The 20,189-nt window shown below is 53.0% G+C and carries 21 protein-coding genes and 2 pseudogenes; 4 read left to right on the top strand and 19 right to left on the bottom strand.

From position 1 onward, the window contains the following. The 11 genes from tmk to yceD all read right to left on the bottom strand — a co-directional run bounded on the left by tmk (position 1) and on the right by yceD (position 8,851). Complete coding sequence (gene tmk / locus ACQGXV_RS21920) at positions 1-669, bottom strand: dTMP kinase (protein ID WP_440863119.1); 669 nt, start codon at positions 667-669, stop codon at positions 1-3. Continuing rightward, positions 659-1,684 (bottom strand): endolytic transglycosylase MltG, encoded by a 1,026-nt coding sequence (gene mltG / locus ACQGXV_RS21915; RefSeq protein ID WP_440867549.1) that lies wholly within the window; start codon positions 1,682-1,684, stop codon positions 659-661. Before mltG ends, tmk begins: the two co-directional genes overlap by 11 nt. A gap of 14 nt (positions 1,685-1,698) precedes the next feature. Next, positions 1,699-2,499, bottom strand: coding sequence for an aminodeoxychorismate lyase (gene pabC / locus ACQGXV_RS21910; RefSeq protein ID WP_440863118.1), 801 nt, complete (start codon positions 2,497-2,499; stop codon positions 1,699-1,701). Positions 2,500-2,696: 197 nt separating this feature from the next. Beyond that, positions 2,697-3,938: a beta-ketoacyl-ACP synthase II gene (gene fabF, locus ACQGXV_RS21905; protein ID WP_440863117.1), complete on the bottom strand. Its 1,242-nt coding sequence runs from the start codon at positions 3,936-3,938 to the stop codon at positions 2,697-2,699. Positions 3,939-4,020: 82 nt separating this feature from the next. Then, positions 4,021-4,257 (bottom strand): acyl carrier protein, encoded by a 237-nt coding sequence (gene acpP, locus ACQGXV_RS21900; protein WP_440863116.1) that lies wholly within the window; start codon positions 4,255-4,257, stop codon positions 4,021-4,023. A gap of 154 nt (positions 4,258-4,411) precedes the next feature. Then, a complete protein-coding gene (gene fabG / locus ACQGXV_RS21895; RefSeq protein WP_440863115.1) occupies positions 4,412-5,146 on the bottom strand; it encodes a 3-oxoacyl-ACP reductase FabG in 735 nt (244 codons plus the stop codon). Between the two features lie 13 nt (positions 5,147-5,159). Beyond that, on the bottom strand, positions 5,160-6,089 hold the full coding sequence (gene fabD / locus ACQGXV_RS21890; RefSeq protein WP_440863114.1) for an ACP S-malonyltransferase: 930 nt from the start codon (positions 6,087-6,089) through the stop codon (positions 5,160-5,162). A gap of 18 nt (positions 6,090-6,107) precedes the next feature. Beyond that, positions 6,108-7,061, bottom strand: coding sequence for a beta-ketoacyl-ACP synthase III (locus tag ACQGXV_RS21885; RefSeq protein ID WP_440863113.1), 954 nt, complete (start codon positions 7,059-7,061; stop codon positions 6,108-6,110). A 5-nt stretch (positions 7,062-7,066) separates the two neighbouring features. After that, entirely contained in the window at positions 7,067-8,113 is a 1,047-nt protein-coding gene (plsX, locus tag ACQGXV_RS21880) for a phosphate acyltransferase PlsX (RefSeq protein WP_440863112.1), read from the bottom strand. Between the two features lie 29 nt (positions 8,114-8,142). Continuing rightward, on the bottom strand, positions 8,143-8,313 hold the full coding sequence (gene rpmF, locus ACQGXV_RS21875) for a 50S ribosomal protein L32 (RefSeq protein WP_009112338.1): 171 nt from the start codon (positions 8,311-8,313) through the stop codon (positions 8,143-8,145). A gap of 16 nt (positions 8,314-8,329) precedes the next feature. Further along, positions 8,330-8,851: a 23S rRNA accumulation protein YceD gene (yceD, locus tag ACQGXV_RS21870; RefSeq protein WP_440863111.1), complete on the bottom strand. Its 522-nt coding sequence runs from the start codon at positions 8,849-8,851 to the stop codon at positions 8,330-8,332. Positions 8,852-9,009: 158 nt separating this feature from the next. Between yceD and ACQGXV_RS21865 the strand changes: the two genes are divergently transcribed. Further along, positions 9,010-9,606, top strand: coding sequence for a Maf family protein (locus ACQGXV_RS21865; RefSeq protein ID WP_440867548.1), 597 nt, complete (start codon positions 9,010-9,012; stop codon positions 9,604-9,606). A 60-nt stretch (positions 9,607-9,666) separates the two neighbouring features. Here ACQGXV_RS21865 and rluC read toward each other — a convergent pair whose 3' ends face one another. Continuing rightward, a complete protein-coding gene (gene rluC, locus ACQGXV_RS21860; RefSeq protein WP_440863110.1) occupies positions 9,667-10,620 on the bottom strand; it encodes a 23S rRNA pseudouridine(955/2504/2580) synthase RluC in 954 nt (317 codons plus the stop codon). Between the two features lie 597 nt (positions 10,621-11,217). Between rluC and rne the strand changes: the two genes are divergently transcribed. Next, positions 11,218-14,529 carry a ribonuclease E gene (gene rne / locus ACQGXV_RS21855; RefSeq protein WP_440863109.1) on the top strand — a complete coding sequence of 1,104 codons (3,312 nt, stop codon included), beginning with the start codon at positions 11,218-11,220 and terminating at the stop codon, positions 14,527-14,529. Between the two features lie 69 nt (positions 14,530-14,598). Here rne and ACQGXV_RS21850 read toward each other — a convergent pair whose 3' ends face one another. From ACQGXV_RS21850 to ACQGXV_RS21830, 5 genes and pseudogenes are all read right to left on the bottom strand, one after another. After that, the gene (locus ACQGXV_RS21850) at positions 14,599-14,886 is read right to left on the bottom strand and encodes a putative quinol monooxygenase (protein ID WP_440863108.1); all 288 of its coding nucleotides are present in this window, start codon (positions 14,884-14,886) and stop codon (positions 14,599-14,601) included. Between the two features lie 60 nt (positions 14,887-14,946). Then, the gene (gene istB, locus ACQGXV_RS21845; protein ID WP_440867547.1) at positions 14,947-15,747 is read right to left on the bottom strand and encodes an IS21-like element helper ATPase IstB; all 801 of its coding nucleotides are present in this window, start codon (positions 15,745-15,747) and stop codon (positions 14,947-14,949) included. After that, positions 15,747-16,976, bottom strand: coding sequence for an IS21 family transposase (gene istA / locus ACQGXV_RS21840; RefSeq protein WP_440863107.1), 1,230 nt, complete (start codon positions 16,974-16,976; stop codon positions 15,747-15,749). Before istA ends, istB begins: the two co-directional genes overlap by 1 nt. After that, complete coding sequence (locus tag ACQGXV_RS21835) at positions 16,915-17,175, bottom strand: hypothetical protein (RefSeq protein ID WP_440863106.1); 261 nt, start codon at positions 17,173-17,175, stop codon at positions 16,915-16,917. Before ACQGXV_RS21835 ends, istA begins: the two co-directional genes overlap by 62 nt. Further along, positions 17,097-18,041, bottom strand: a pseudogene (locus tag ACQGXV_RS21830) (IS256 family transposase); the annotation flags it as partial. The gene ACQGXV_RS21835 and the pseudogene ACQGXV_RS21830, both read right to left, overlap by 79 nt. A 36-nt stretch (positions 18,042-18,077) precedes the next feature. On the opposite strand from ACQGXV_RS21830, the gene ACQGXV_RS21825 reads away from it, so the two are divergent. Continuing rightward, positions 18,078-18,443 carry an IS630 transposase-related protein gene (locus ACQGXV_RS21825; protein ID WP_440862584.1) on the top strand — a complete coding sequence of 122 codons (366 nt, stop codon included), beginning with the start codon at positions 18,078-18,080 and terminating at the stop codon, positions 18,441-18,443. After that, positions 18,367-18,900, top strand: a complete 534-nt coding sequence (locus ACQGXV_RS21820) for an IS630 family transposase (protein ID WP_440862665.1) — start codon at positions 18,367-18,369, stop codon at positions 18,898-18,900. Before ACQGXV_RS21825 ends, ACQGXV_RS21820 begins: the two co-directional genes overlap by 77 nt. 26 nt (positions 18,901-18,926) lie before the next feature. On the opposite strand, the pseudogene ACQGXV_RS21815 reads toward ACQGXV_RS21820, so the two are convergent. Beyond that, positions 18,927-19,181, bottom strand: a pseudogene (locus ACQGXV_RS21815) (transposase); the annotation flags it as partial. Between the two features lie 211 nt (positions 19,182-19,392). Beyond that, a complete protein-coding gene (locus ACQGXV_RS21810) occupies positions 19,393-20,166 on the bottom strand; it encodes a transposase family protein (RefSeq protein WP_440863105.1) in 774 nt (257 codons plus the stop codon). Positions 20,167-20,189 lie beyond the last annotated feature (23 nt).

The following is a 20,189-nucleotide window of genomic DNA, read 5'->3' as shown; positions in this document are numbered from 1 at the left end:
TTAGCGCTCCTGTACCGACAACGGCGCGGCATCTGGTGCCTGTTGCTGACTAAGCCACTGCACCAGCGCGGCTTCAATATCCGCACTCACCCTGTCCAACGGTTGTGAGGCATCAATGGTAACGATGGTGGCATCGGTGGCAGCCAGCGCCTGATAACGTGCGCGGGTACGGGCAAAGAAATCCAGCGATTCTTGCTCAATACGGTCAAGCGCACCGCGTTGGCGCGCGCGCGCCAGCCCCTGCTCCGGGGGAATATCAAGGTACAGCGTAAGATCGGGACGAAATGTGCCCAGCACTGTATCACGCAGTGACTGCATGAGCTGTTGATCCATACCGCGCCCGCCGCCCTGATAAGCCTGCGAGGAGAGATCGTGGCGATCGCCAATCACCCAACTGCCACGCGCCAAGGCAGGTTTGATGATATTATCTACCAGTTGTACACGTGCGGCATAAAGCATCAATAGTTCCGCTTTATCTCTGATTCTTTCGTCGTCGGCCCCCTGTTTTATCAGGTCACGGAGTCGCTCGGCCAGCGGCGTACCGCCCGGCTCGCGGGTAAAAACCACATCCTGCACGCCGTGCGTCCGTAAGGTTGCTAATACGGTATTCTGCGCACTGGTTTTACCTGCGCCTTCCAATCCTTCAATCACGATAAATTTACTGTTCATCCCGGTCCTTCAGCGTTGAGCGGTAAGCGCGCACTGCACGGTTATGATCGGCGAGGTTGGTCGTGAAACGGTGCCCTCCCTTCCCGTCCGCCACAAAATAAAGATAATCTGTTTTTGCCGGATGCGCGGCAGCTTCAAGTGCAGCTCGGCTCGGCATGGCGATTGGCGTCGGCGGCAACCCGGCAATCACATAGGTATTATACGGCGTGGCGGTGTCCAGCGCGCTACGCGTTATCACACCACGATAATCCTCACCCATACCATAAATCACGGTAGGATCGGTTTGCAGACGCATGCCAGCGCGTAAACGATTCACAAAAACAGAAGCAACCTGAGGGCGATCCTCTTTGACTGCCGTCTCTTTTTCCACGATAGAGGCCATGGTCAGCAGTTCTTCCGGCGATGCATAAGGCAAGCCCGCTTCGCGGTTTTTCCACACGCCATCCACCACATTACGCATACGATGATGCGCACGCAGCAGCAGATCGCTATCGCGCGTGCCTGCGGTATAGAGGTAGGTGTCAGGGTAGAGCCAGCCCTCCGGACTCTCCGTCTCTTTAATGTCCAGCAGAGCAGCAATCTCTTGCGGCGTTTTATCCTGCACGCTGTGCGCCAGGTAGGGTGCGGTTTTCAACATTTCCAGCCAGTCGCGCAGTCGCGATCCTTCGACAAAACGAATAGAGAACTGCGCCTCTTTGCCACTCGCCAGCAGCGCTAGCATCTCCCGCACCGTCATGCACGGCATCAAGCGATAGGTGCCCGCTTTGAACTTTGCCAATTCGGGCTCCACGCGCAACAACCATTGAAACAGCACCGTTGGAGGGATCACCTGCTGTTCTGTCAGCGAGGTTTCCAGCGCTTCTCTGCCGGTTCCGGCTGGGAGGGTGAAAATGGTCTCTTGTTCAATCAACAGCGGTGAGCGGGCAAACTGTTGCAGGTTATGCCATGCAGCGCCGAGTGCCGAGGCGATTACCATCACTCCCAGCAGGAAAAATAGCGTTTTCTTTCTTTTCATCATTCAACCATCGACTAACCGTTAGGGCTCAGTAGTTGGTACAACGCTCTGGAGCGATAACACCAGGTATCAATTTGATTGACCGGAAGCACCGGCATCAATGCATTACAAACAAACACTTCATCAGCATCGGCGAGCGTCGTCACAGGTTCGCGCACCACCTGCAGCTGATAATCGGGGTACTGAGCCAAGCGGGTCATCACCTGCTGACGCGCCACGCCGTTCACGCCCGCGAATGACAAATCCGGCGTAAATACCTGATAGCCTTTGCGCCAAAACAAATTAGCCGCACAGCATTCCACCAGGCAGCCCTCAGTGTCAAGCACCACCACATCATCGACACCTTGCGCCTCCATCTCGTGGCGTATCAGGATCTGCTCCAGCCGGTTCAGGTGTTTAATGCCTGCCAGTCGTGGGTTGCGCCCCAACGCGACCGGGCTGATACCAAGGGCAATGCCCTGCCTGCGCCATTCGGTGTAATGAGCAGGATAGCCAGTCTGCATGACAATACGTGTTGGTTCGCTACACGACAGCGTACTGTAACCTCGGCCTCCACTGCCACGCGTCAAGATGGTTTTCACTACGCCTTGCTCCACGCCCTGCGCCGCCCGTTCCATTTCGACATGCAGTGTATCCCATGCCGCAAACGGAATATGTAAACGCGCCGTGTCCTGTCGTAACCGTGCCATATGCAATGGCAGCCATACGATCTTGCCGTCCAGCACGCATGCGGTGGTGAAGCAACCGTCACCATACTGGAGGCCACGATCGGTCACGGTTATCTGCGCTTGCGCCTGGCCATTTATCCAAAACATTCGCTGTCCTCACCCAACAGGTTCATGAACGCCGATGTCAACACCGCCGAGGGTAGTGGCAACCGCGTGACGTCCAGAGTGCCAGTAACCCATGACGCCAACAAGGGGCACGTTCTGAATTATGCCCTGTCCACAGTGGCGAGTGACAGGCAAAAAAAAACCCGGTTGCCCGGGCTTTTAGCGGTATCGCAGCGCCATTACACGCGGCGGAATACCAGGGAACCGTTGGTGCCGCCAAAACCGAAGGAGTTACACAGCGTGTATTCCATATCGGAAACCTGACGAGCTTCATGCGGTACAAAATCCAGATCGCAACCTTCGTACGGATTATCCAGATTGATGGTCGGCGGCACAGCCTGATCGCGCAACGCCAGCGCCGTGAAGATAGATTCCACAGCACCCGCAGCCCCTAACAGGTGGCCGGTCATGGATTTGGTTGAGCTTACCATTACGCGGCTCGCTTGTTCACCAAACACAGATTTCACTGCGTGCGTTTCCGCCAGATCGCCCGCTGGCGTTGAGGTGCCATGCGCATTGATATACCCAATCTGAGACGGCGTGATACCGGCATCGCGCAGGGCATTTTGCATCGCCAACGCTGCACCAGCGCCGTTTTCCGGCGGTGACGTCATGTGATAGGCATCGCTGCTCATACCGAAGCCAACGATTTCGGCGTAAATTTTCGCGCCGCGTTTCTTCGCATGTTCATACTCTTCCAGCACCATGATCCCGGCGCCGTCACCCAGCACGAAACCGTCACGATCTTTATCCCAAGGACGGCTTGCCGCCTGAGGATTATCGTTACGCGTGGACAGTGCACGAGCTGCGCCAAAGCCACCAACGCCCAGAGGCGTACTGGCTTTTTCTGCACCACCAGCCAACATGATATCTGCATCGTTGTAAGCAATGATGCGCGCCGCATGGCCGATATTATGCACGCCAGAAGTACAGGCGGTGGCAATGGAAATACTCGGACCACGCAGTCCGAACATGATGCTCAGATGCCCTGCAACCATGTTAACAATGGTAGAAGGAACAAAGAACGGACTGATTTTACGCGGACCGCCGTTCACCAGTGAACTGTGGTTCTCTTCAATGAGCCCCAAGCCACCAATGCCGGAACCGATCGCCGCACCGAAGCGCGTCGCGTTTTCTTCCGTTACTTCAATACCGGAATCACGCATGGCGTTAATGCCCGCGGCGACACCGTATTGGATAAAGGCATCCATCTTGCGCGCTTCTTTGCGCGAGATGAAATCTTCGCTATTGAAATCCTTTACTAAGCCAGCAAAACGAGTTGCATAGGCAGTAGTATCGAAATGGTCGATCGGGCTGATGCCACTCTGACCGGCAAGAAGAGCAGTCCAGGTGGACTCAACTGTATTGCCGACAGGAGTTAACATGCCCAGTCCGGTCACAACTACACGACGCTTAGACACGCTTGTCCTCCAGGGAGGGAAAATATGACACTGTGGGACAAAGAAAACTTAGGCGGTCGAATGACCGCCTAGATATGTTCGCTTACTGCTGGTTAGCCTGAATAAAATCAATGGCTGCCTGAACAGTTGTGATTTTTTCTGCTTCTTCGTCTGGAATTTCAGTATCAAATTCTTCTTCCAGCGCCATTACCAGCTCAACGGTGTCAAGAGAATCAGCGCCGAGGTCATCAACGAAGGAAGCGTTGTTAACCACTTCTTCCGGTTTAACACCAAGCTGTTCAACGATGATTTTCTTAACGCGTTCTTCGATAATGCTCATACTCTTAAATTTCCTATCAAAACTCGCTTTCGCGATGGTTTTCGTAGTGTATAAAATGTTGAAAAAGATGCAACAAAATCCCGGCTGGTCTAACCACGGTTTTGTGCTATTTTGCGGTTTTCACCGCAAATAACGCAAATAAACTCCGAGCTATTTAGATCATATACATGCCGCCGTTGACATGCAATGTCTCACCCGTAATATAACCAGCCTCATCGGAGGCCAAAAAAGCAACAGCACTGGCGATCTCTTTCGCGTCCCCAAGACGGTTCGCAGGAACCTGGCTCAAAATGCCTGCACGTTGTTCTTCTGTCAATGCCTGCGTCATATCGGTTTCAATAAAACCTGGCGCAACCACATTGACAGTAATGCCGCGTGAGGCCACTTCACGCGCCAGCGACTTGCTAAAGCCAATCAGGCCCGCTTTCGCCGCCGCATAGTTCGCCTGTCCGCCGTTCCCCATGGTGCCGACTACGGAGCCGATGGTAACGATACGACCAAAACGTTTTTTCATCATGGCACGCAACACGGCTTTTGACAGACGGAATACCGATGTCAGATTGGTGTCGATGAGATCTTGCCACTCGTCGTCTTTCATTCGCATCAACAGGTTATCACGCGTAATGCCGGCGTTGTTGACCAAAATGTCGATTTCACCGAAATCCGCACGAATCGCTGTTAATACTGCCTCAACGGACGCCTGATCGGCGACGTTAAGCATATAACCTTTGCCATTGGCACCCAACCACTCACTGATGGCTTGCGCGCCATTTTCGCTGGTCGCGGTTCCCACCACGGTGGCACCGCGAGCCACCAGCGTTTCTGCTATCGCACAGCCAATACCGCGGCTTGCACCCGTTACCAGGGCGATTTTTCCTTCAAAGCTCATGGTACTCTCCGTTTTATTGTTCCAGGGCCGCAGCCAGTGAAGCCGGGTCGTTAACCGCCGCCGCACTCAGGGTGTCAACAATACGTTTTGTCAGCCCGGTCAACACTTTGCCTGGTCCCACTTCCAGCAAGCTCTCAACACCTTGAGCCGCAACGTAGGAGACACACTCGGTCCAACGCACCGGGCTGTAAAGCTGTTTCACCAGCGCCGCACGGATGGCATCAGGATCGGTTTCACTACGCGCATCAACATTGTTGACCACAGGAATGGCTGGCGTAGTAACTGTAATTGTTTTTAACGCTTCTGCCAGTTTTTCTGCCGCAGGCATCATCAACGCGCAGTGGGAGGGCACGCTGACCGGCAGCGGCAACGCACGCTTGGCTCCGGCAGCTTTGCAAGCCACACCGGCACGCTCAACGGCTTCTTTGTTACCCGCAATCACTACCTGTCCCGGCGAGTTGAAATTCACCGGAGAAACCACTTGCCCCTCAGCAGACGCTTCACAGGCAGCCGCAATGGCATCGTTATCCAGACCGATGATGGCGTACATCGCGCCCGTGCCTTCCGGCACGGCTTCCTGCATCAGTTTGCCGCGCAACTCAACCAGACGCACCGCTTCCTGAAAGTCCAGAGCACCGGCGCACACCAGCGCCGAATATTCACCCAGACTGTGGCCGGCCATCAGCGCGGGCTGTTTGCCGCCCTGCTGCTGCCACACCCGCCAAATCGCCACCGACGCTGTCAGCAGTGCTGGTTGGGTTTGCCAGGTTTTATCCAGTTCTTCCGCTGGGCCTTGTGCAGTGAGCTGCCACAAGTCGTACCCAAATACCTCAGAAGCCTGAGCAAAGGTGTCTTGTACTACCGGGTATTGTGCTGCCAGCTCAGCGAGCATGCCGACTGTCTGGGAACCTTGCCCCGGAAATACCATTGCAAATTGCGTCATATTAAACGTCCCGTTTGATCAAAAACGAACCAGAGCAGAACCCCAAGTGAACCCGCCGCCAAAGGCTTCCAGCAGGATCAACTGACCGGGTTTTATCCGACCATCGCGCACGGCTTCATCAAGCGCGCTGGGTACGGAAGCGGCCGACGTATTGCCGTGGCGATCGAGTGTCACCACAACCTTGTCCATGCCCATACCCAATTTCTTCGCCGTGGCACTGATGATGCGCAGGTTAGCCTGATGCGGCACCAACCAGTCCAACTCGCTCTTATCGAGTTGTGCGGCATGCAGCGTTTCTTCAACGATATGCGCCAGTTCGGTCACGGCGACTTTGAACACTTCGTTGCCAGCCATGGTCAGGTAGGCAGGCTGATCCTGATGCGCACGATCCTGATGAGGCAGCGTCAATAAATGACCGTAGCGACCATCCGCGTGCAGGTGGGTTGACAGGATACCGTGTTGTTCAGAGTGACCCAACACGACCGCGCCCGCACCGTCACCGAACAGAATGACGGTACCGCGATCGGCCGGATCCAGCGTGCGCGCCAGCGTGTCTGAGCCAATCACCAGCGCATAATCTACCGCGCCGTTTTTGATGTATTGATCGGCAATGCTGAGCGCATAGGTAAACCCTGCGCAAGCCGCAGCAACGTCAAAGGCGATGGTGTCGCGGATCTCCAGCATCTGCTGAACCTGACACGCGGCACTCGGAAACGCGTGCGTCGAGGACGTGGTTGCGACAATCAGCAAACCAATTTTGTCCTTATCGATGCCCGACATCTCCAGCGCGTTTAGCGCGGCCTGATGACCCATGGTCGCCACGTTTTCATCCGGCCCGGCAATGCGGCGCTCACGGATACCGGTGCGCGTCACAATCCACTCATCGGAAGTGTCGACCAATTGTTCTAAATCAGCGTTCGTCCTGATTTGTTCAGGCAAAAAGCTGCCCGTTCCGATTATTTTAGTATACATGTCGCTCAGTCACTCTTGGGTAATACAGTTTTCAGGCGCGCCGCAATCCGGTCGGGAAGTTGCCGCTGCACCGCCTGCATTGCCTGTTCGATAGCAACAGCAAACGCCCGCTGGTTTGCCGCGCCATGGCTTTTTATCACGGTGCCCCGCAGCCCTAACAGACATGCGCCATTATATTGATCAGGATTGAGATGACCGAACAGTTTCGCTAATCGTCTTTGGATAAAACGGCCGATCAACGTGAGCCACCACGCTTGCTTTGCTTTACGTCCGACATCCGTCGACAACGATTTAAGCAGTGACAGGAACATCCTTACCACGCCTTCCATCGTCTTCAATGTGACATTACCCACAAAGCCGTCACAGACCATCACGTCGGTTTTACCCGTCAGCAACTCATTGCCTTCAAGATAACCAATATAGTTAATCGAGGGCGTATTCTTTAATTGCGCCGCCGCATCGCGAATCGCGGCCAGGCCTTTGGTCTCTTCTTCACCGATGTTCAGCAGAGCAACGCGCGGATTGTGCAGCGACAGCACTTCTTCGGCCATCACTGAACCCATAACGGCAAACTGAACCAATTGCGCGCTGTCACACTCGACGTTGGCACCCAAATCCAGCACCACCGTTTTGCCCTGCTGCTGATGCGGCAACACCGTCACCAACGCAGGACGATCGATACCTTCCAACGGCTTGAGCAGGAGTTTCGCCAGCCCCATCAGGGCTCCGGTATTTCCTGCACTCACGCACGCCTGTGCCCTACCCGTTTTTATCAGTTCCAGCGCAATGCGCATCGACGTACCACGACTGGCACGGATCGCCTGCGACGTACGCGCATCACTCGCAATAACCGATTCAGCCGGCACAATTTCCAACCGGGACAGTAACGCAGAATCGACTTTGTCGAGTAATGGATGAAGCGCAGCGGGATCGCCGACCAATAACAAGTTAAGACCCGGATTAGAAGCCAGTGCCTGCAATGCCGCAGGCACCGTTACGGAGGGACCAACGTCCCCGCCCATTGCATCTAACGCCAGTGTGAGGCGTGTCAAAGTATTGCCTTGCTAATAATTCGTGAGAATTATTTGGCAATAACCTTGCGACCGCGGTAGTAGCCATCCGCAGTGATGTGGTGACGCAGATGAGTTTCGCCAGAAACTTTGTCTACGGAAACAGAAGAGGTGGTCAGCGCATCGTGAGCACGACGCATACCACGTTTGGAACGGCTAGGTTTGTTCTGTTGTACGGCCATGGACCTTACTCCTTAATTACTTACGCTTTAAACTGGCTAATACGGCAAACGGGTTCGGTTTCTCCGCCTCTTCAGGCAGTTTACCAAACACCATGTCCGTTTCGGACACTTCACAGTGTTCAGAATCATGTACCGGAGCGATGGGCAATACGAGAATAATCTCATCTTCAACCATCGCCAGCAAATCGACTTCGTCAAACTCATCGACATCGATTGGCTCATACGCTTCCGGCAGAGCCTCTGCCTGCTCGTCATTGACGACAGGACTGAAACAAAATGTGGTGTGAATCTGATGTTCAAACGGCTTTTGGCAACGCTGGCACATCAGCGTAACGGCCACTTGTGCACTGCCGTTAATCACCGCCAGGCGCTGATTATCGATATTAAACGATAAATAGACCTGTACATCACTATCCACACTGGCCACAGACTCGGCAATGCGTGCAACTTGTTCAACCGTGTAGACACCAACATAGTATAAACGATTTTGAGCTGTGCGAACTGCATCCAGGGTCAGGGGTAATTTTACCTTTTGCATAGGGCGCGCATACTAACGTCGTAACGACATAGAGTCAAAGGAAAAGGCGGCGTTGTCTTACTATTTTATCAAGATTCGCGATCGCCCAGATTCGCTTTCTCAGCGGCGCACAGTGTAAAATGCCTTTTTTGATTACGCTACGGTTTATCGTAAAAATTATGTCTCCGATTGTGCTCGCCTCTACCTCTCCTTACCGTAAAAGCCTACTCGACAAGCTGGGACTGCCTTTTCAATGTGCCAATCCCGCTATTGATGAAACACCACGCCCGCAGGAGCGTGCCGTCGCGCTGGTTGAGCGATTAGCACGGAAAAAAGCACAAGCGTTGGCTACCCGCTATCCTGCACACCTGATAATCGGTGGCGACCAAGTCTGCGTGCTTGACGGTGTCATTACAGGAAAACCGCTGATAGCGGAGAAGGCAGCGCAGCAGCTGCGTCAGGCCAGCGGTAATCGCGTCACTTTTTATACCGGCTTGGCGCTGCTCAACAGCGCCAGTGGCGTGCTGCAATCGCTGGTCGAGCCCTTTGACGTGCATTTTCGTACGCTGAGTGAAGAAGAGATTGCTGCCTACCTGGCGCGTGAACAACCGTGGCACTGTGCGGGCAGTTTCAAAAGTGAGGGATTGGGGATTGCGCTGTTTGATAAACTGTCCGGACGCGACCCGAATACCTTGGTCGGCCTGCCGCTCATTGCGCTGTGCGAGATGCTGCGCCAGGAGGGTGTGAATCCGTTAACCCTGACCGGATTAGGCTAACGCTCACTAACAAACCGCCTGCGCAAAGCAGGCGATTTTGATTGTCACACATTATTGATGCTATTTCTGCTGCCGCAATACCTGTAAGCAGTGACGTAATGCAGCGTCAAGCGGCGCTTCGACACGCATCATCTCACCGGTACCGGGGTGCTCAAAGCTCAATGATTGCGCATGCAAGAACAAACGTGACAGCCCAGTGGCAGCAAGTTGCCGGTCAAATTCTCTGTCGCCATATCGATCGTCAAACGCGATAGGATGACCGGCGTGCAGCGTATGTACGCGGATCTGGTGAGTACGCCCCGTCACCGGACTGGCGCGGACCAGCGTCGCCAGCTCAAAGCGTTCTTCTACCTTGAAACGGGTTTCAGAAGGTTTCCCTTCGCTACTGATACGCACCACGCGCTCACCGCTTTGCAAAATATTCTTCAACAGTGGTGCCTGCACCACTTTGCAATGGGATTGCCACTGACCGCGTACCAGCGCCAGATAATTTTTCTGCATTCCCTTGAGCCGCAGTTGCTCATGCAGCGCACGCAGCGCCGACCGTTTTTTTGCGATCAGCAATACGCCAGACGTATCGCGATCGAGCCGATGTACCAATTCCAGAAAACGCGCTTCAGGCCGCAGCGCGCGCAGCCCTTCGATGACACCGAAACTCAGCCCACTGCCGCCGTGCACCGCTGTGCCGGAGGGTTTATTGAGCACGATCAGACTGTCATCTTCATACAAAATGCAATCGGCTAACGCGGCCACCTTATCGAGACTGGCAGACACCGACGGTTCATCGCGTTCCGCTACGCGCACGGGAGGAACGCGCACCACATCGCCATCCAGAAGCTTATATTCAGGCTTGATGCGTTTTTTGTTCACGCGCACCTCGCCTTTACGCAAGATGCGATAAATCATACTTTTCGGCACACCTTTAAGCCGCGCCAGCAAAAAGTTGTCGATACGCTGCCCTGCTTCATCGGCAGAAACTGCGATAAATTGTACTGATGGATTCTCTGTTTTCATGATGCGCGATTCTAAATAGCCCGTGCGGATAGCGCCACTCCTTTTTATGTGCTTAACTGTCTGTCAGGTACTTAATGGGCGGTTACCGAGATAGTAGACCCTCAGATTGCCATCGAAGGTGCGGACTTCAGTCATACTGCTCGCACATTTGGTAAAAATCAGGAGAACAATCTTGTTGCACATCCGTAAAGTCACCTTGCTATAACAGTACCAGCAATGGAATAATGCTGTGGTTTTACCCGCCTATCTTCCTGAAACAGTGGAAAAGGCAAAATAGGTAAATTTGCCTGATAACGCATAAACGCAGCAATGGCGTAAGACGTAATGTGTAATCAAGCAGTTAGCGGGCTGCGGATGGCAGCTTGGCCGGTAAATGGAATCAGATCTGGTGCCCCTTCTTCAGAAGCTGTTCCCTCAATAAATGTGCTGTTTTCCACCAGGAAATACAGGCTACCGAAATATGCGCCTCTATGCAGGCGACAACCGGGAGGTTGACGTGCCTGCGATAAGCCACGAGGCCATCGGTGAACCCGGTCATTCAGCATCTTTGTCCGTAGCTCTATCAATGATGCAAGTAAAAATAACGAGTAAGTTAAGATGAAAAGAATGTTAATTAACGCGACTCAGCAAGAAGAGTTGCGTGTTGCTTTGGTTGATGGTCAACTGCTCTACGATCTGGATATTGAAAGCCCAGGCCATGAGCAGAAAAAAGCCAATATCTATAAAGGAAAAATCACCCGCATCGAACCCAGTCTTGAAGCTGCTTTTGTCGATTACGGCGCTGAAAGACACGGTTTCCTTCCGTTAAAAGAGATTGCTCGCGAATACTTCCCCAGTAACTATGCCTCCCACGGTCGTCCCAACATCAAAGACGTGTTGCGCGAAGGACAGGAAGTAATTGTTCAGGTGGACAAAGAAGAGCGTGGCAACAAAGGCGCAGCGCTGACCACGTTTATCAGCCTGGCAGGCAGCTATCTGGTGTTGATGCCGAACAACCCGCGCGCGGGTGGCATTTCTCGTCGCATTGAAGGCGACGATCGCACTGAACTGAAAGAAGCACTGAGCTCGCTCGAACTGCCTGATGGCATGGGGCTTATCGTGCGTACCGCTGGTGTTGGCAAATCTGCCGAGTCGCTCCAGTGGGATCTGGCATTCCGTCTGAAACACTGGGATGCCATCCAAAAAGCGGCGGAAGGTCGCCCTGCCCCTTTCCTGATTCATCAGGAAAGCAATGTTATCGTTCGCGCATTCCGCGACTACATGCGCCCGGATATCGGTGAAATTCTTATCGATAATCCGAAAATCCTCGACCTTGCCAAAGAGCATATTTCTGCCCTGGGTCGTCCGGATTTCAGCAGCAAAATCAAATTGTACAGCGGTGAAATCCCGTTGTTCAGCCACTACCAGATCGAATCGCAGATTGAATCCGCCTTCCAGCGTGAAGTGCGCCTGCCTTCTGGCGGCTCGATTGTTATCGATACGACGGAAGCGTTGACAGCGATCGACATCAACTCCGCCCGCGCAACACGCGGCGGCGATATCGAAGAAACTGCCTTCAACACCAACCTCGAAGCGGCAGACGAAATCGCCCGCCAGTTGCGTCTGCGCGACCTCGGTGGTTTGATTGTTATCGACTTTATCGACATGACTCCAGTTCGCCATCAGCGCGAAGTGGAAAACCGCCTGCGCGATGCCGTTCGTCAGGATCGCGCACGTATTCAGATTGGTCGCATCTCCCGCTTCGGCCTGCTGGAAATGTCCCGTCAGCGCTTGAGCCCGTCGCTCGGTGAATCCAGCCATCACGTCTGTCCGCGCTGTAGCGGAACGGGCACTATCCGTGATAACGAATCGCTGTCGCTCTCTATCCTGCGTCTGATTGAAGAAGAAGCGCTGAAAGAGAACACCCGTGAAGTTCACGCTATCGTGCCGGTGCCTATCGCGTCTTATCTGTTGAACGAAAAGCGCGAAGCCGTGAATGCCATTGAGAAGCGTCAGGGTGGTGTGCGCGCCGTTATCGTGCCGCACGATGGTATGCAAACGCCGCATTATCACGTTCTGCGCGTGCGTAAAGGTGAAGAAAAGACCACGCTCAGCTATCTGCTGCCACAGCGTCTTGATGCTGAGGCACAACAGGTTCAGGAAGAGCAATCTCTGGAACGTAAGGTTCCTGAGCAGCCGGCCTTGGCCACGTTTACCATGCCTGATCTGCCTGAATCACCGGTCATTACACCGGAGCAAGCTGCTGCGCCAGCAACGCCAGGGCTGTTTGGTCGTCTGTTCGGCGCGTTGAAAAACATGTTTGCCAGCGCGGAAAGCCAACCGGAAAGCACCAATACACAAGAAGCAGCGTCTACGGAGCAGCGCCAAGAGCGTCGTTCCGGTCGTCGTCAAGGCTCAAACAACCGTCGCGATCGTAATCAACGTGACGGCGCGCGTGACAGCTGTGATGGCAACAAGGAAAGCCGTGACGGCAACCGCGAATCACGCGATGAGAACCGTCGCAAAAAACGCCAGAACGCTCCAGCGGTAACGGAAGCTGTCGCCCCCGTTGAAGAAGCGGTAGAAAAAGCGCCGCGTGACGATCAGCAACGCCGTGAACAACGTGCAGAGCGTCAACGTCGTCGTCAGGATGAAAAACGTCAGGTTCAGCAAGATGTTAAAGCCCTGAACCGTGATGAAGAAAGCGTACAGGAAGAGAGTGAACAGGAGAAACCGACGCCGGTAATGCCGCGCCGTCAGCGCCGCCAGTTAACACAGAAAGTGCGTATCATTGACGGTGACACAGCTCAGGCAGATAGTCAGGTTGAAGCCTCAGCATCCCCGGCACCGGTGGCAGAACACGCGCTGCCATTGTTGACCGATGTCGTGACAAATGCGCCTTCGGAAACTGAAGCCAACGCTGAGCAGGCCGAGGCGGGCCGTAATGATGCCAATATGCCACGCCGCTCGCGCCGTTCACCGCGTCATCTGCGCGTGAGTGGTCAACGTCGTCGTCGCTATCGTGATGAGCGTTATCCGACACAATCTCCGATGCCGTTGGCACAGGCTTCTGCCTCGCCGGAAATGGCGTCCGGTAAAGTGTGGGTCCGCTATCCGGTGGCTGCATTGGCACAAAACGACGAACAAACCACTGAGCTGGCACCCGCTATCGAAGCACCGGTTGCGGCACTGCCGGTCATTGCTGCTCTTGACGCTGAAGTGCAACCTGTTGCTACGCTTGCGACTGACATCGTCACCGCACCGCTTATCGCCGACACGGCGAGTATCGAGCCGGTTACCCCTGAAGATGTCGCACAAGACGCGGTCGAAGCACCTGTTACCGTTGAACAGGTCGTAGTCCCTGAGGCGGTGTTAGCAACAGCACCCGTTGAGGTTGCAGATGCAGAGGTGACTGAGCCTGTCGCTGTCGTGGAAACGGCTTCGGAGCAAAGTTCAGTTGTCGAGGAACAGCCGGTGGTAACACCAACGGCACCCGCAGCGATCGCTGAGCAGGCGGCTGTCGAAGCCGTCGAAGAACACGCCGCAGTAGCGAAGGTCGCGCAGGTAACGGAAGACACAGCGCCAGCGGTTGCTGACGTTGAACCTGTTGATGTTAAAACGACAGAAGCCGCCGACGTGATTGAGTCCATTACACCGGTCGCCGCTGTTGAAGCTGCACCGGTGGTAGCCGAATCTTCGGTTTCGCCCACGACTCGTTCGGTACAGCCGTTACGAAGCGCGGCAAAACAGCAGCACGCAGCCTCCGCCCCGATGACTAAAGCGCCTGCGCCTGCCTATGAGGCGGAAGCACCGCGCCACAGCAATTGGGTACGCACCACCACCGAGTTCGCCGGTAAAGGCAGCGCGGGTGGGCACTCTGCCGTCAACCATGCGACCGCAGCAGCAGCAAAACCCGCTGCGTTTGAGTAAATACGCCGTCCAGGCACAAAAAACCCCTCTTTAGAGGGTTTTTTTTATGGCAGTAGTAAATACCGCAACTTAAATCAGCGCGCGCAGCGGGGTGATCACCATACCCAGCGTTTTGCCTTCCAACTCGGCCACCAGTTGCTGAAAGTTTGGGGTTGCTTCGTGTTCCGTCAAGACCTCACGGCTTGTCCAACGTTCAAAAAAGACGAACGTACCCGGCGCTTCCAGTGATTCGTGCAGATCGTATTGCAGGTTTCCCGCTTCGGCCCGACTGGGTGCCACCACCTTTTTCACCGCTTGTGCTACAGCATCGACGTGCTCTGGTTTGGCCTGAATACTGGCGACAATACGCAATTCCATATGTTGTGTCAACGCAACGATCTTTGACCGTTTTTCACCATTTTTAATGTCCGCTATTCATCAACCAGGTTGACCGCTTTTCTCCAGCGATGCCTCGTTGTTTTCTGGCGCACGATTCTTGCTCAGTACGCCTGCCTTACGTTTCTCTCTTAGCCGGTAGCTCTCCCCCTTGATATTCAGCGTCGTTGAGTGATGCAGCAACCTGTCCAGGATCGCCGTTGCCAGCACGTTGTCGCCGAACATCTCTCCCCAGTCCGCGAACCCCTTGTTCGACGTCAGGATGATCCTGGCCTTCTCGTAACGCCGATTCAGCAGCCTGAAGAACAGGCTTGCCTCCTCACGGTTCATCGGCAGGTAGCCGATTTCATCGAGGATCAGCACGCGCGCATAACTCAGCTGCTGCAGCTGGCGCTCCAGACGGCTTTCCTGTCGCGCCTTCATCAGCGTCGCTATCAGCCTGTCCAGCGGCATGAACAGCACCCGATGCCCTGCATCCGCCGCTTTCACGCCCAGCGCCACCGCCAGATGCGTTTTGCCCACGCCCGGTGGACCCAGCAGGATCACGTTTTCGCTTCGTTCTACTAACGCCAGGCCGGCAAGCTCTCTCACCACCTTACGGTCGATGCCCGGCTGGAAGCTGAGGTCGAACTGCTCCAGCGTTTTCACCCAGGGGAGCCGGGCTTGCTTCAGCCGGGACTCCATACCGCGTTGATGGCGCCCGCTCCATTCCTGTTGCAGCGCTCGGCACAGGAACTCGCGGTAGTTGAGTTCTTCCTTCGCCGCCTGCTCCAGCAGGCTTTCTACCTGGTACCCCAGATGCTCCATTTTCAGACGGCCCAGCAGCGTCTCCAGTTCATGCATCACAGCAGCTCCTCATAAGCACTCAGCGGACGGTGTTCTACCATGCTCACCTGTTGCCACAGCGGTGCATGGTGCTCCGGAACGGTCTGCCACCCGGTACCACGGTTGTTCCGGCGATGAGTGGCCACAAGCTGCTCATTGCCGTAGTTCCTCAGCTCATCATCCAGCGTGATCCGGATTGAGACCGGGCGGCCACACCAGGCCTCCGGCACGGAGTAACGATTACCCCGCACCTCGATATAGCCGTCCCAGGCCACATGACGGATGTCGAAGTAGCTGGTATCGAAGTCCGTTGCCGGCAACGCCTGCAGGTGCCCTTTTTCTTCCTCGAAGCGGGTCGCCGGCGTTTGCCGGAACTGGCGCAGCTCGCGCTGGTCTGCGACCTCGGCAAGCCACTGCTCCAGCAACTGGTTAACGTGCGCGAAGCTGTCGAACTGCGTGTAACGGACAAAGAAGTTGTATTTGAGGTAGTCGACCATGCGTTCAACCTTGCCCTTGGTTCGCGCGCGGCGGGGGCGACACGCCCGGGGCTGGAAGTCATAGTGCTGCGCCAGTTGCAGGAAGCCTACGTTGAACACCACATTGCCGTTGTGATTTTTCAGCACGGCCGCTTTCTGATTATCGACCAGCACGGTTTTCACGCCGCCACCGAAGTAACGGAAGGCCCGCACCAGGGACTCATAGGTGTGCTCCGCATCCTGGCTCGGTGCCGCAAAGACGTGGAGGCGACGCGAGTAACCCAGCGTGTTCACGGCGAAGTTGATTTTGCAGCGTTCACCAGACACCTCCGCCTCGATTTCTCCCCAGTCATGCTGTAACTGGTAACCTGGCTGGGTTTCGAAGCGCACGGTCTTTTTACCCGGCCACATTTTACGTTTGGGCTGGATGTAAGCCCGAAGCGTGGAGCGTCCGCCGGGATAGCCCATCTTTCTGATTTCATGGAATATCACTTCGGCGTTCCAGACGTTTTCGGTCAGACGCATATCGATGTACTCCATGAAAGGGCGGAGTTTTTCCATTCGCAGCCGGGCCTTACGCGCCGGCGGAGATGGATAACGCAGATACCGTCTGACGGTGCGCTCGGAACAACCGATTTGGGTGGCAATATCGACAATAAGCGTGTTGCTTAATAGTGAAATAAGGGTGTTTCGGTGATTGAAGTAAATTTTACGCTGTTCTGAGATGGAAATTCCAAAGACCGGCGCTAAGGAGTAAGAAGGTATCATCAATAAAGGGTCTACGATTCCGTAAAATTTGGGTCATGCAACCGAGGCGCTTGATACCCGCGATGGCGTGTTCAACTGTAATACGGGAGTCTGTAAAGAATTTTGTGTAAATGGCTCCATTGCTTAACCGGAGATTCGTTCTCCATACATCAACATGAATTGGCTCATAGCAGGTTTCCAGTCTCTGATTGGCAAGGTCCATTTAGCAGAGATATTATGCAAGGCTAGATAGAGTAATTTTATCACCGAGTCATCCGTTGGAAATATTCGTCGCGTTTTCGTTATCTTGCGCAATGAAGCATTTAACGACTCTATCGCGTTGGTGGTGTAGATAACCTTGCGGATCTCCGGCGGAAAGTCAAAAATGACGATGAGACGTTCCCAATTATTTCTCCACGACGGGCTGATCGTCGGGAACTGCTCATCCCATTTGGCAGCGAAGGCATCCAGGGCCTCTTCAGCGCCCTCTAGCGTTGCGGAACTATAGATAGTGCGCAGGTCAGCAGCAACGGCCTTACGCTCTTTCCAGCCGACGTAGCGCAGCGAGTTCCGCACCTGATGCACAATGCAGAGCTGTACCCGCGTATGCGGGTAAACAGCTTCAATGGCATCAGGAAAGCCTTTCAGGCCATCGCAGCAGGCGACGAAGATGTCCTTTAGCCCACGATTTTTCAGTTCTGTCATCACAGATAACCAGAACTTGGCCCCCTCAGTTTTGGCTATCCATAGCCCCAGCAGCTCTTTTTCGCCCTGGCCGTTGACGCCGAGGGCCAGATAAACAGACTTGTTGGCCACGGCTCCGCCGTCCTGGCTTTTGACAACAATACAGTCAAGGTAAACAATGGGATAAAGCGCATCCAGCGGCCGTTGCTGCCAGCGCTTAACTTCATCCATCACAGCATTGGTCACTTGAGAAATGAAGCCAGCGGAAACATCGACCCCGTAGACTTCTTTAAAGTGTGCCTGAATATCACGGGTTGATAACCCTCTGGAATAGAGAGAAATAATGCGGTCATCGAAGCCGTTAAGCTGTTTTTCGTTCTTACCGATCAGTGTCGGCTCGAAGGTATAGCTAAACGACTTAATTTTGATTACATTATTTAAATGAGCTATTCAATTGATTTTAGACGTAAAGTGATATCTACACGGAAAAACGAAGGGTTGAGTATCCGAGAAACAGCGAAGCAATTTCGGATTGGCCCTGCCTCTGTATCGCGTTGGATTAATCAAATAGAGTCAAAAGCATCGACCACGCGTCAGCGAAAGATCGATAAATCCGAGTTGATAAAAGATGTTGAACAATATCCAGATGCTTACCAAAAAGAACGTGCAGAGCGTTTTGGCGTTTGTCAGAAGGCCATTTGGCAAGCGCTTAAAAAGCTGGGATTGACCTATAAAAAAAACTCTACGTCATCCGAAAGCCGACGAAAACGCCCGGCAGGGATTTCAACAAAAAAAACAACAGTATGAAAAAGAAGGTAAACCTATTGTTTTTATTGATGAAAGTGGTTTTTCACACGATGCCCCACGGACTCACGGCTATTCCCCAAAAGGTCAACGGTGTTTTGGCCTGAAGAACTGGGGAGCTAGGGGAAGAACAAATGTTATCGGCGCTTTATTAGGCACAACGCTGTTTGCTATCGGATTATTTGATATCAATATTAACAGCGATGTTTTCTATGCCTGGGTCACACAAGTCCTTATCCCAGTACTCCCTAAAAACAGTGTAATCATGATGGACAATGCCACTTTTCACAAAAAACATAATATTCAACAAGTCATCATCGATGCAGGGTATATGGTGGAGTATTTGCCTACATATTCGCCAGATCTTAACCCAATTGAGCATAAATGGGCACAAGCAAAAAGCAAAAAAAGAGAGATGGGTTGCGATACAGAGAGTTTGTTCTCAGTCCATATGGTGTAATCAAAATTAAGTCGCTTGGCTATACTGTTGCGGTCGCGCGGAATATCGAGCTCGATCTCCCCATTTTGGCTACGTACGCTCTTGGATGTCTTGCCATTGCGGGAGTTGCCTGAATGATTACCTGCCGGGTCATGCTTAGCATACCCAAGGTGCATCTCCATCTCAGCTTCAAGAACCCGTTCCGCCAGTCTTTTAGTCAGCACCTTGAGTAGGCCTGATTCACCCAGCAGATCCTGAGGGGAGTGACAATCTTGAAGCAGTTGGTGGCTTTGTTGAATAATTTAACCGTTTGATTTACATCTTCTTTAGGTAGAATGCATGTACAGAGACTGTATTTTGTTAGAACGACAAATCAAGTAGTTAGCACAATAAAAAGCATTACGGCTGGAAAACTTAGTTGTTGAAGTGTTATAATAATTATGTAAATCAGCATGTTAAATTATTCAACAAAGCCGCAGTTGGTCAATAAGTTCGTTGCTGATAGGCATTTTGTTATCCTTTGAAGGTTTTCCTCAAAATGCCATTTACACAGATTATTTTACAGTCTCTAATACGGATGCCCGAGATTATTTTATTTTCTTGTTTTTGTTCAGGCGATAAAGGTCTTTTTCGAGTTCCTTTTTTTGGGATTTGTGTATTAGGATGCTGTTTATCTATACATTGAAAACCGGTATCTGCCCAGATGGTTACCTCAGGAGGAATATGGCGAATTATATCGACTTTATCGAGTAAGCGTTTATCGTGACGGCGCCCATTTTTGCTCATGGGGATAAATCCAATTTGCCTTGTTTCGTCAGTCATAATAAGCCCTTTTCGAGTGGTCTGTCTTTTCTTTCCCGAATACATTTTTTTTCGCCGACGCAGATTCTTAGGCTTTTGGACAGGTCGCTCTGTCCCATCAATAAAGACGTCTTTAACTCCAGGAAAGGCGCGAAAAAATTCCTCAGCAGAGCGAATTTGACGAGCGAGCAAAACACATTCTCGCCCCAAGGTCATCTCTAAAACCGGCAATAATATTTTTACCCAGCGACATACCCGTGTTCTATCTAAACCAAAAAGAAGTCCTTGCAAATCATAGGTCGGATAACATTTTAAATACAATAAAATAAAAAGCAGTTTATCTAATGGGGTTGGGATAAATCCTTTCTGCCCTGCACCCATCTGCCGCTCGTGATCTTTTCGATTCTTTTTCCGATAAATCAAATAACAAGCTGAAAATTCAGCGGCTAAATTTTTCAATTCTTCGATTGATAATCCAAGCCCCATTCCCACTCGAAACGCAACAAAGT

The sequence above is a fragment of the Symbiopectobacterium purcellii genome, assembly GCF_052050035.1.
Classification (GTDB): Bacteria; Pseudomonadota; Gammaproteobacteria; order Enterobacterales; family Enterobacteriaceae; genus Symbiopectobacterium; species Symbiopectobacterium purcellii_A.
Note: the sequence above shows the minus strand (reverse complement) of the source record. Positions and strands in the feature narration are given on the sequence as shown.

Coding starts and splice junctions, on each gene's coding strand:
- pabC (WP_440863118.1), bottom strand. CDS start 2,499: ATGTTTTGGATAAATGGCCAGGCGCAAGCGCAGATAACCGTGACCGAT.
- fabD (WP_440863114.1), bottom strand. CDS start 6,089: ATGACGCAATTTGCAATGGTATTTCCGGGGCAAGGTTCCCAGACAGTC.
- yceD (WP_440863111.1), bottom strand. CDS start 8,851: ATGCAAAAGGTAAAATTACCCCTGACCCTGGATGCAGTTCGCACAGCT.
- istB (WP_440867547.1), bottom strand. CDS start 15,747: ATGCATGAACTGGAGACGCTGCTGGGCCGTCTGAAAATGGAGCATCTG.
- ACQGXV_RS21885 (WP_440863113.1), bottom strand. CDS start 7,061: ATGTATACTAAAATAATCGGAACGGGCAGCTTTTTGCCTGAACAAATC.
- ACQGXV_RS21810 (WP_440863105.1), bottom strand. CDS start 20,166: ATGGGGCTTGGATTATCAATCGAAGAATTGAAAAATTTAGCCGCTGAA.
- fabG (WP_440863115.1), bottom strand. CDS start 5,146: ATGAGCTTTGAAGGAAAAATCGCCCTGGTAACGGGTGCAAGCCGCGGT.
- mltG (WP_440867549.1), bottom strand. CDS start 1,684: ATGAAAAGAAAGAAAACGCTATTTTTCCTGCTGGGAGTGATGGTAATC.
- rne (WP_440863109.1), top strand. CDS start 11,218: ATGAAAAGAATGTTAATTAACGCGACTCAGCAAGAAGAGTTGCGTGTT.
- acpP (WP_440863116.1), bottom strand. CDS start 4,257: ATGAGCATTATCGAAGAACGCGTTAAGAAAATCATCGTTGAACAGCTT.
- ACQGXV_RS21835 (WP_440863106.1), bottom strand. CDS start 17,175: ATGGACCTTGCCAATCAGAGACTGGAAACCTGCTATGAGCCAATTCAT.
- rluC (WP_440863110.1), bottom strand. CDS start 10,620: ATGAAAACAGAGAATCCATCAGTACAATTTATCGCAGTTTCTGCCGAT.
- rpmF (WP_009112338.1), bottom strand. CDS start 8,313: ATGGCCGTACAACAGAACAAACCTAGCCGTTCCAAACGTGGTATGCGT.
- ACQGXV_RS21865 (WP_440867548.1), top strand. CDS start 9,010: ATGTCTCCGATTGTGCTCGCCTCTACCTCTCCTTACCGTAAAAGCCTA.
- ACQGXV_RS21850 (WP_440863108.1), bottom strand. CDS start 14,886: ATGGAATTGCGTATTGTCGCCAGTATTCAGGCCAAACCAGAGCACGTC.
- tmk (WP_440863119.1), bottom strand. CDS start 669: ATGAACAGTAAATTTATCGTGATTGAAGGATTGGAAGGCGCAGGTAAA.
- ACQGXV_RS21825 (WP_440862584.1), top strand. CDS start 18,078: ATGAGCTATTCAATTGATTTTAGACGTAAAGTGATATCTACACGGAAA.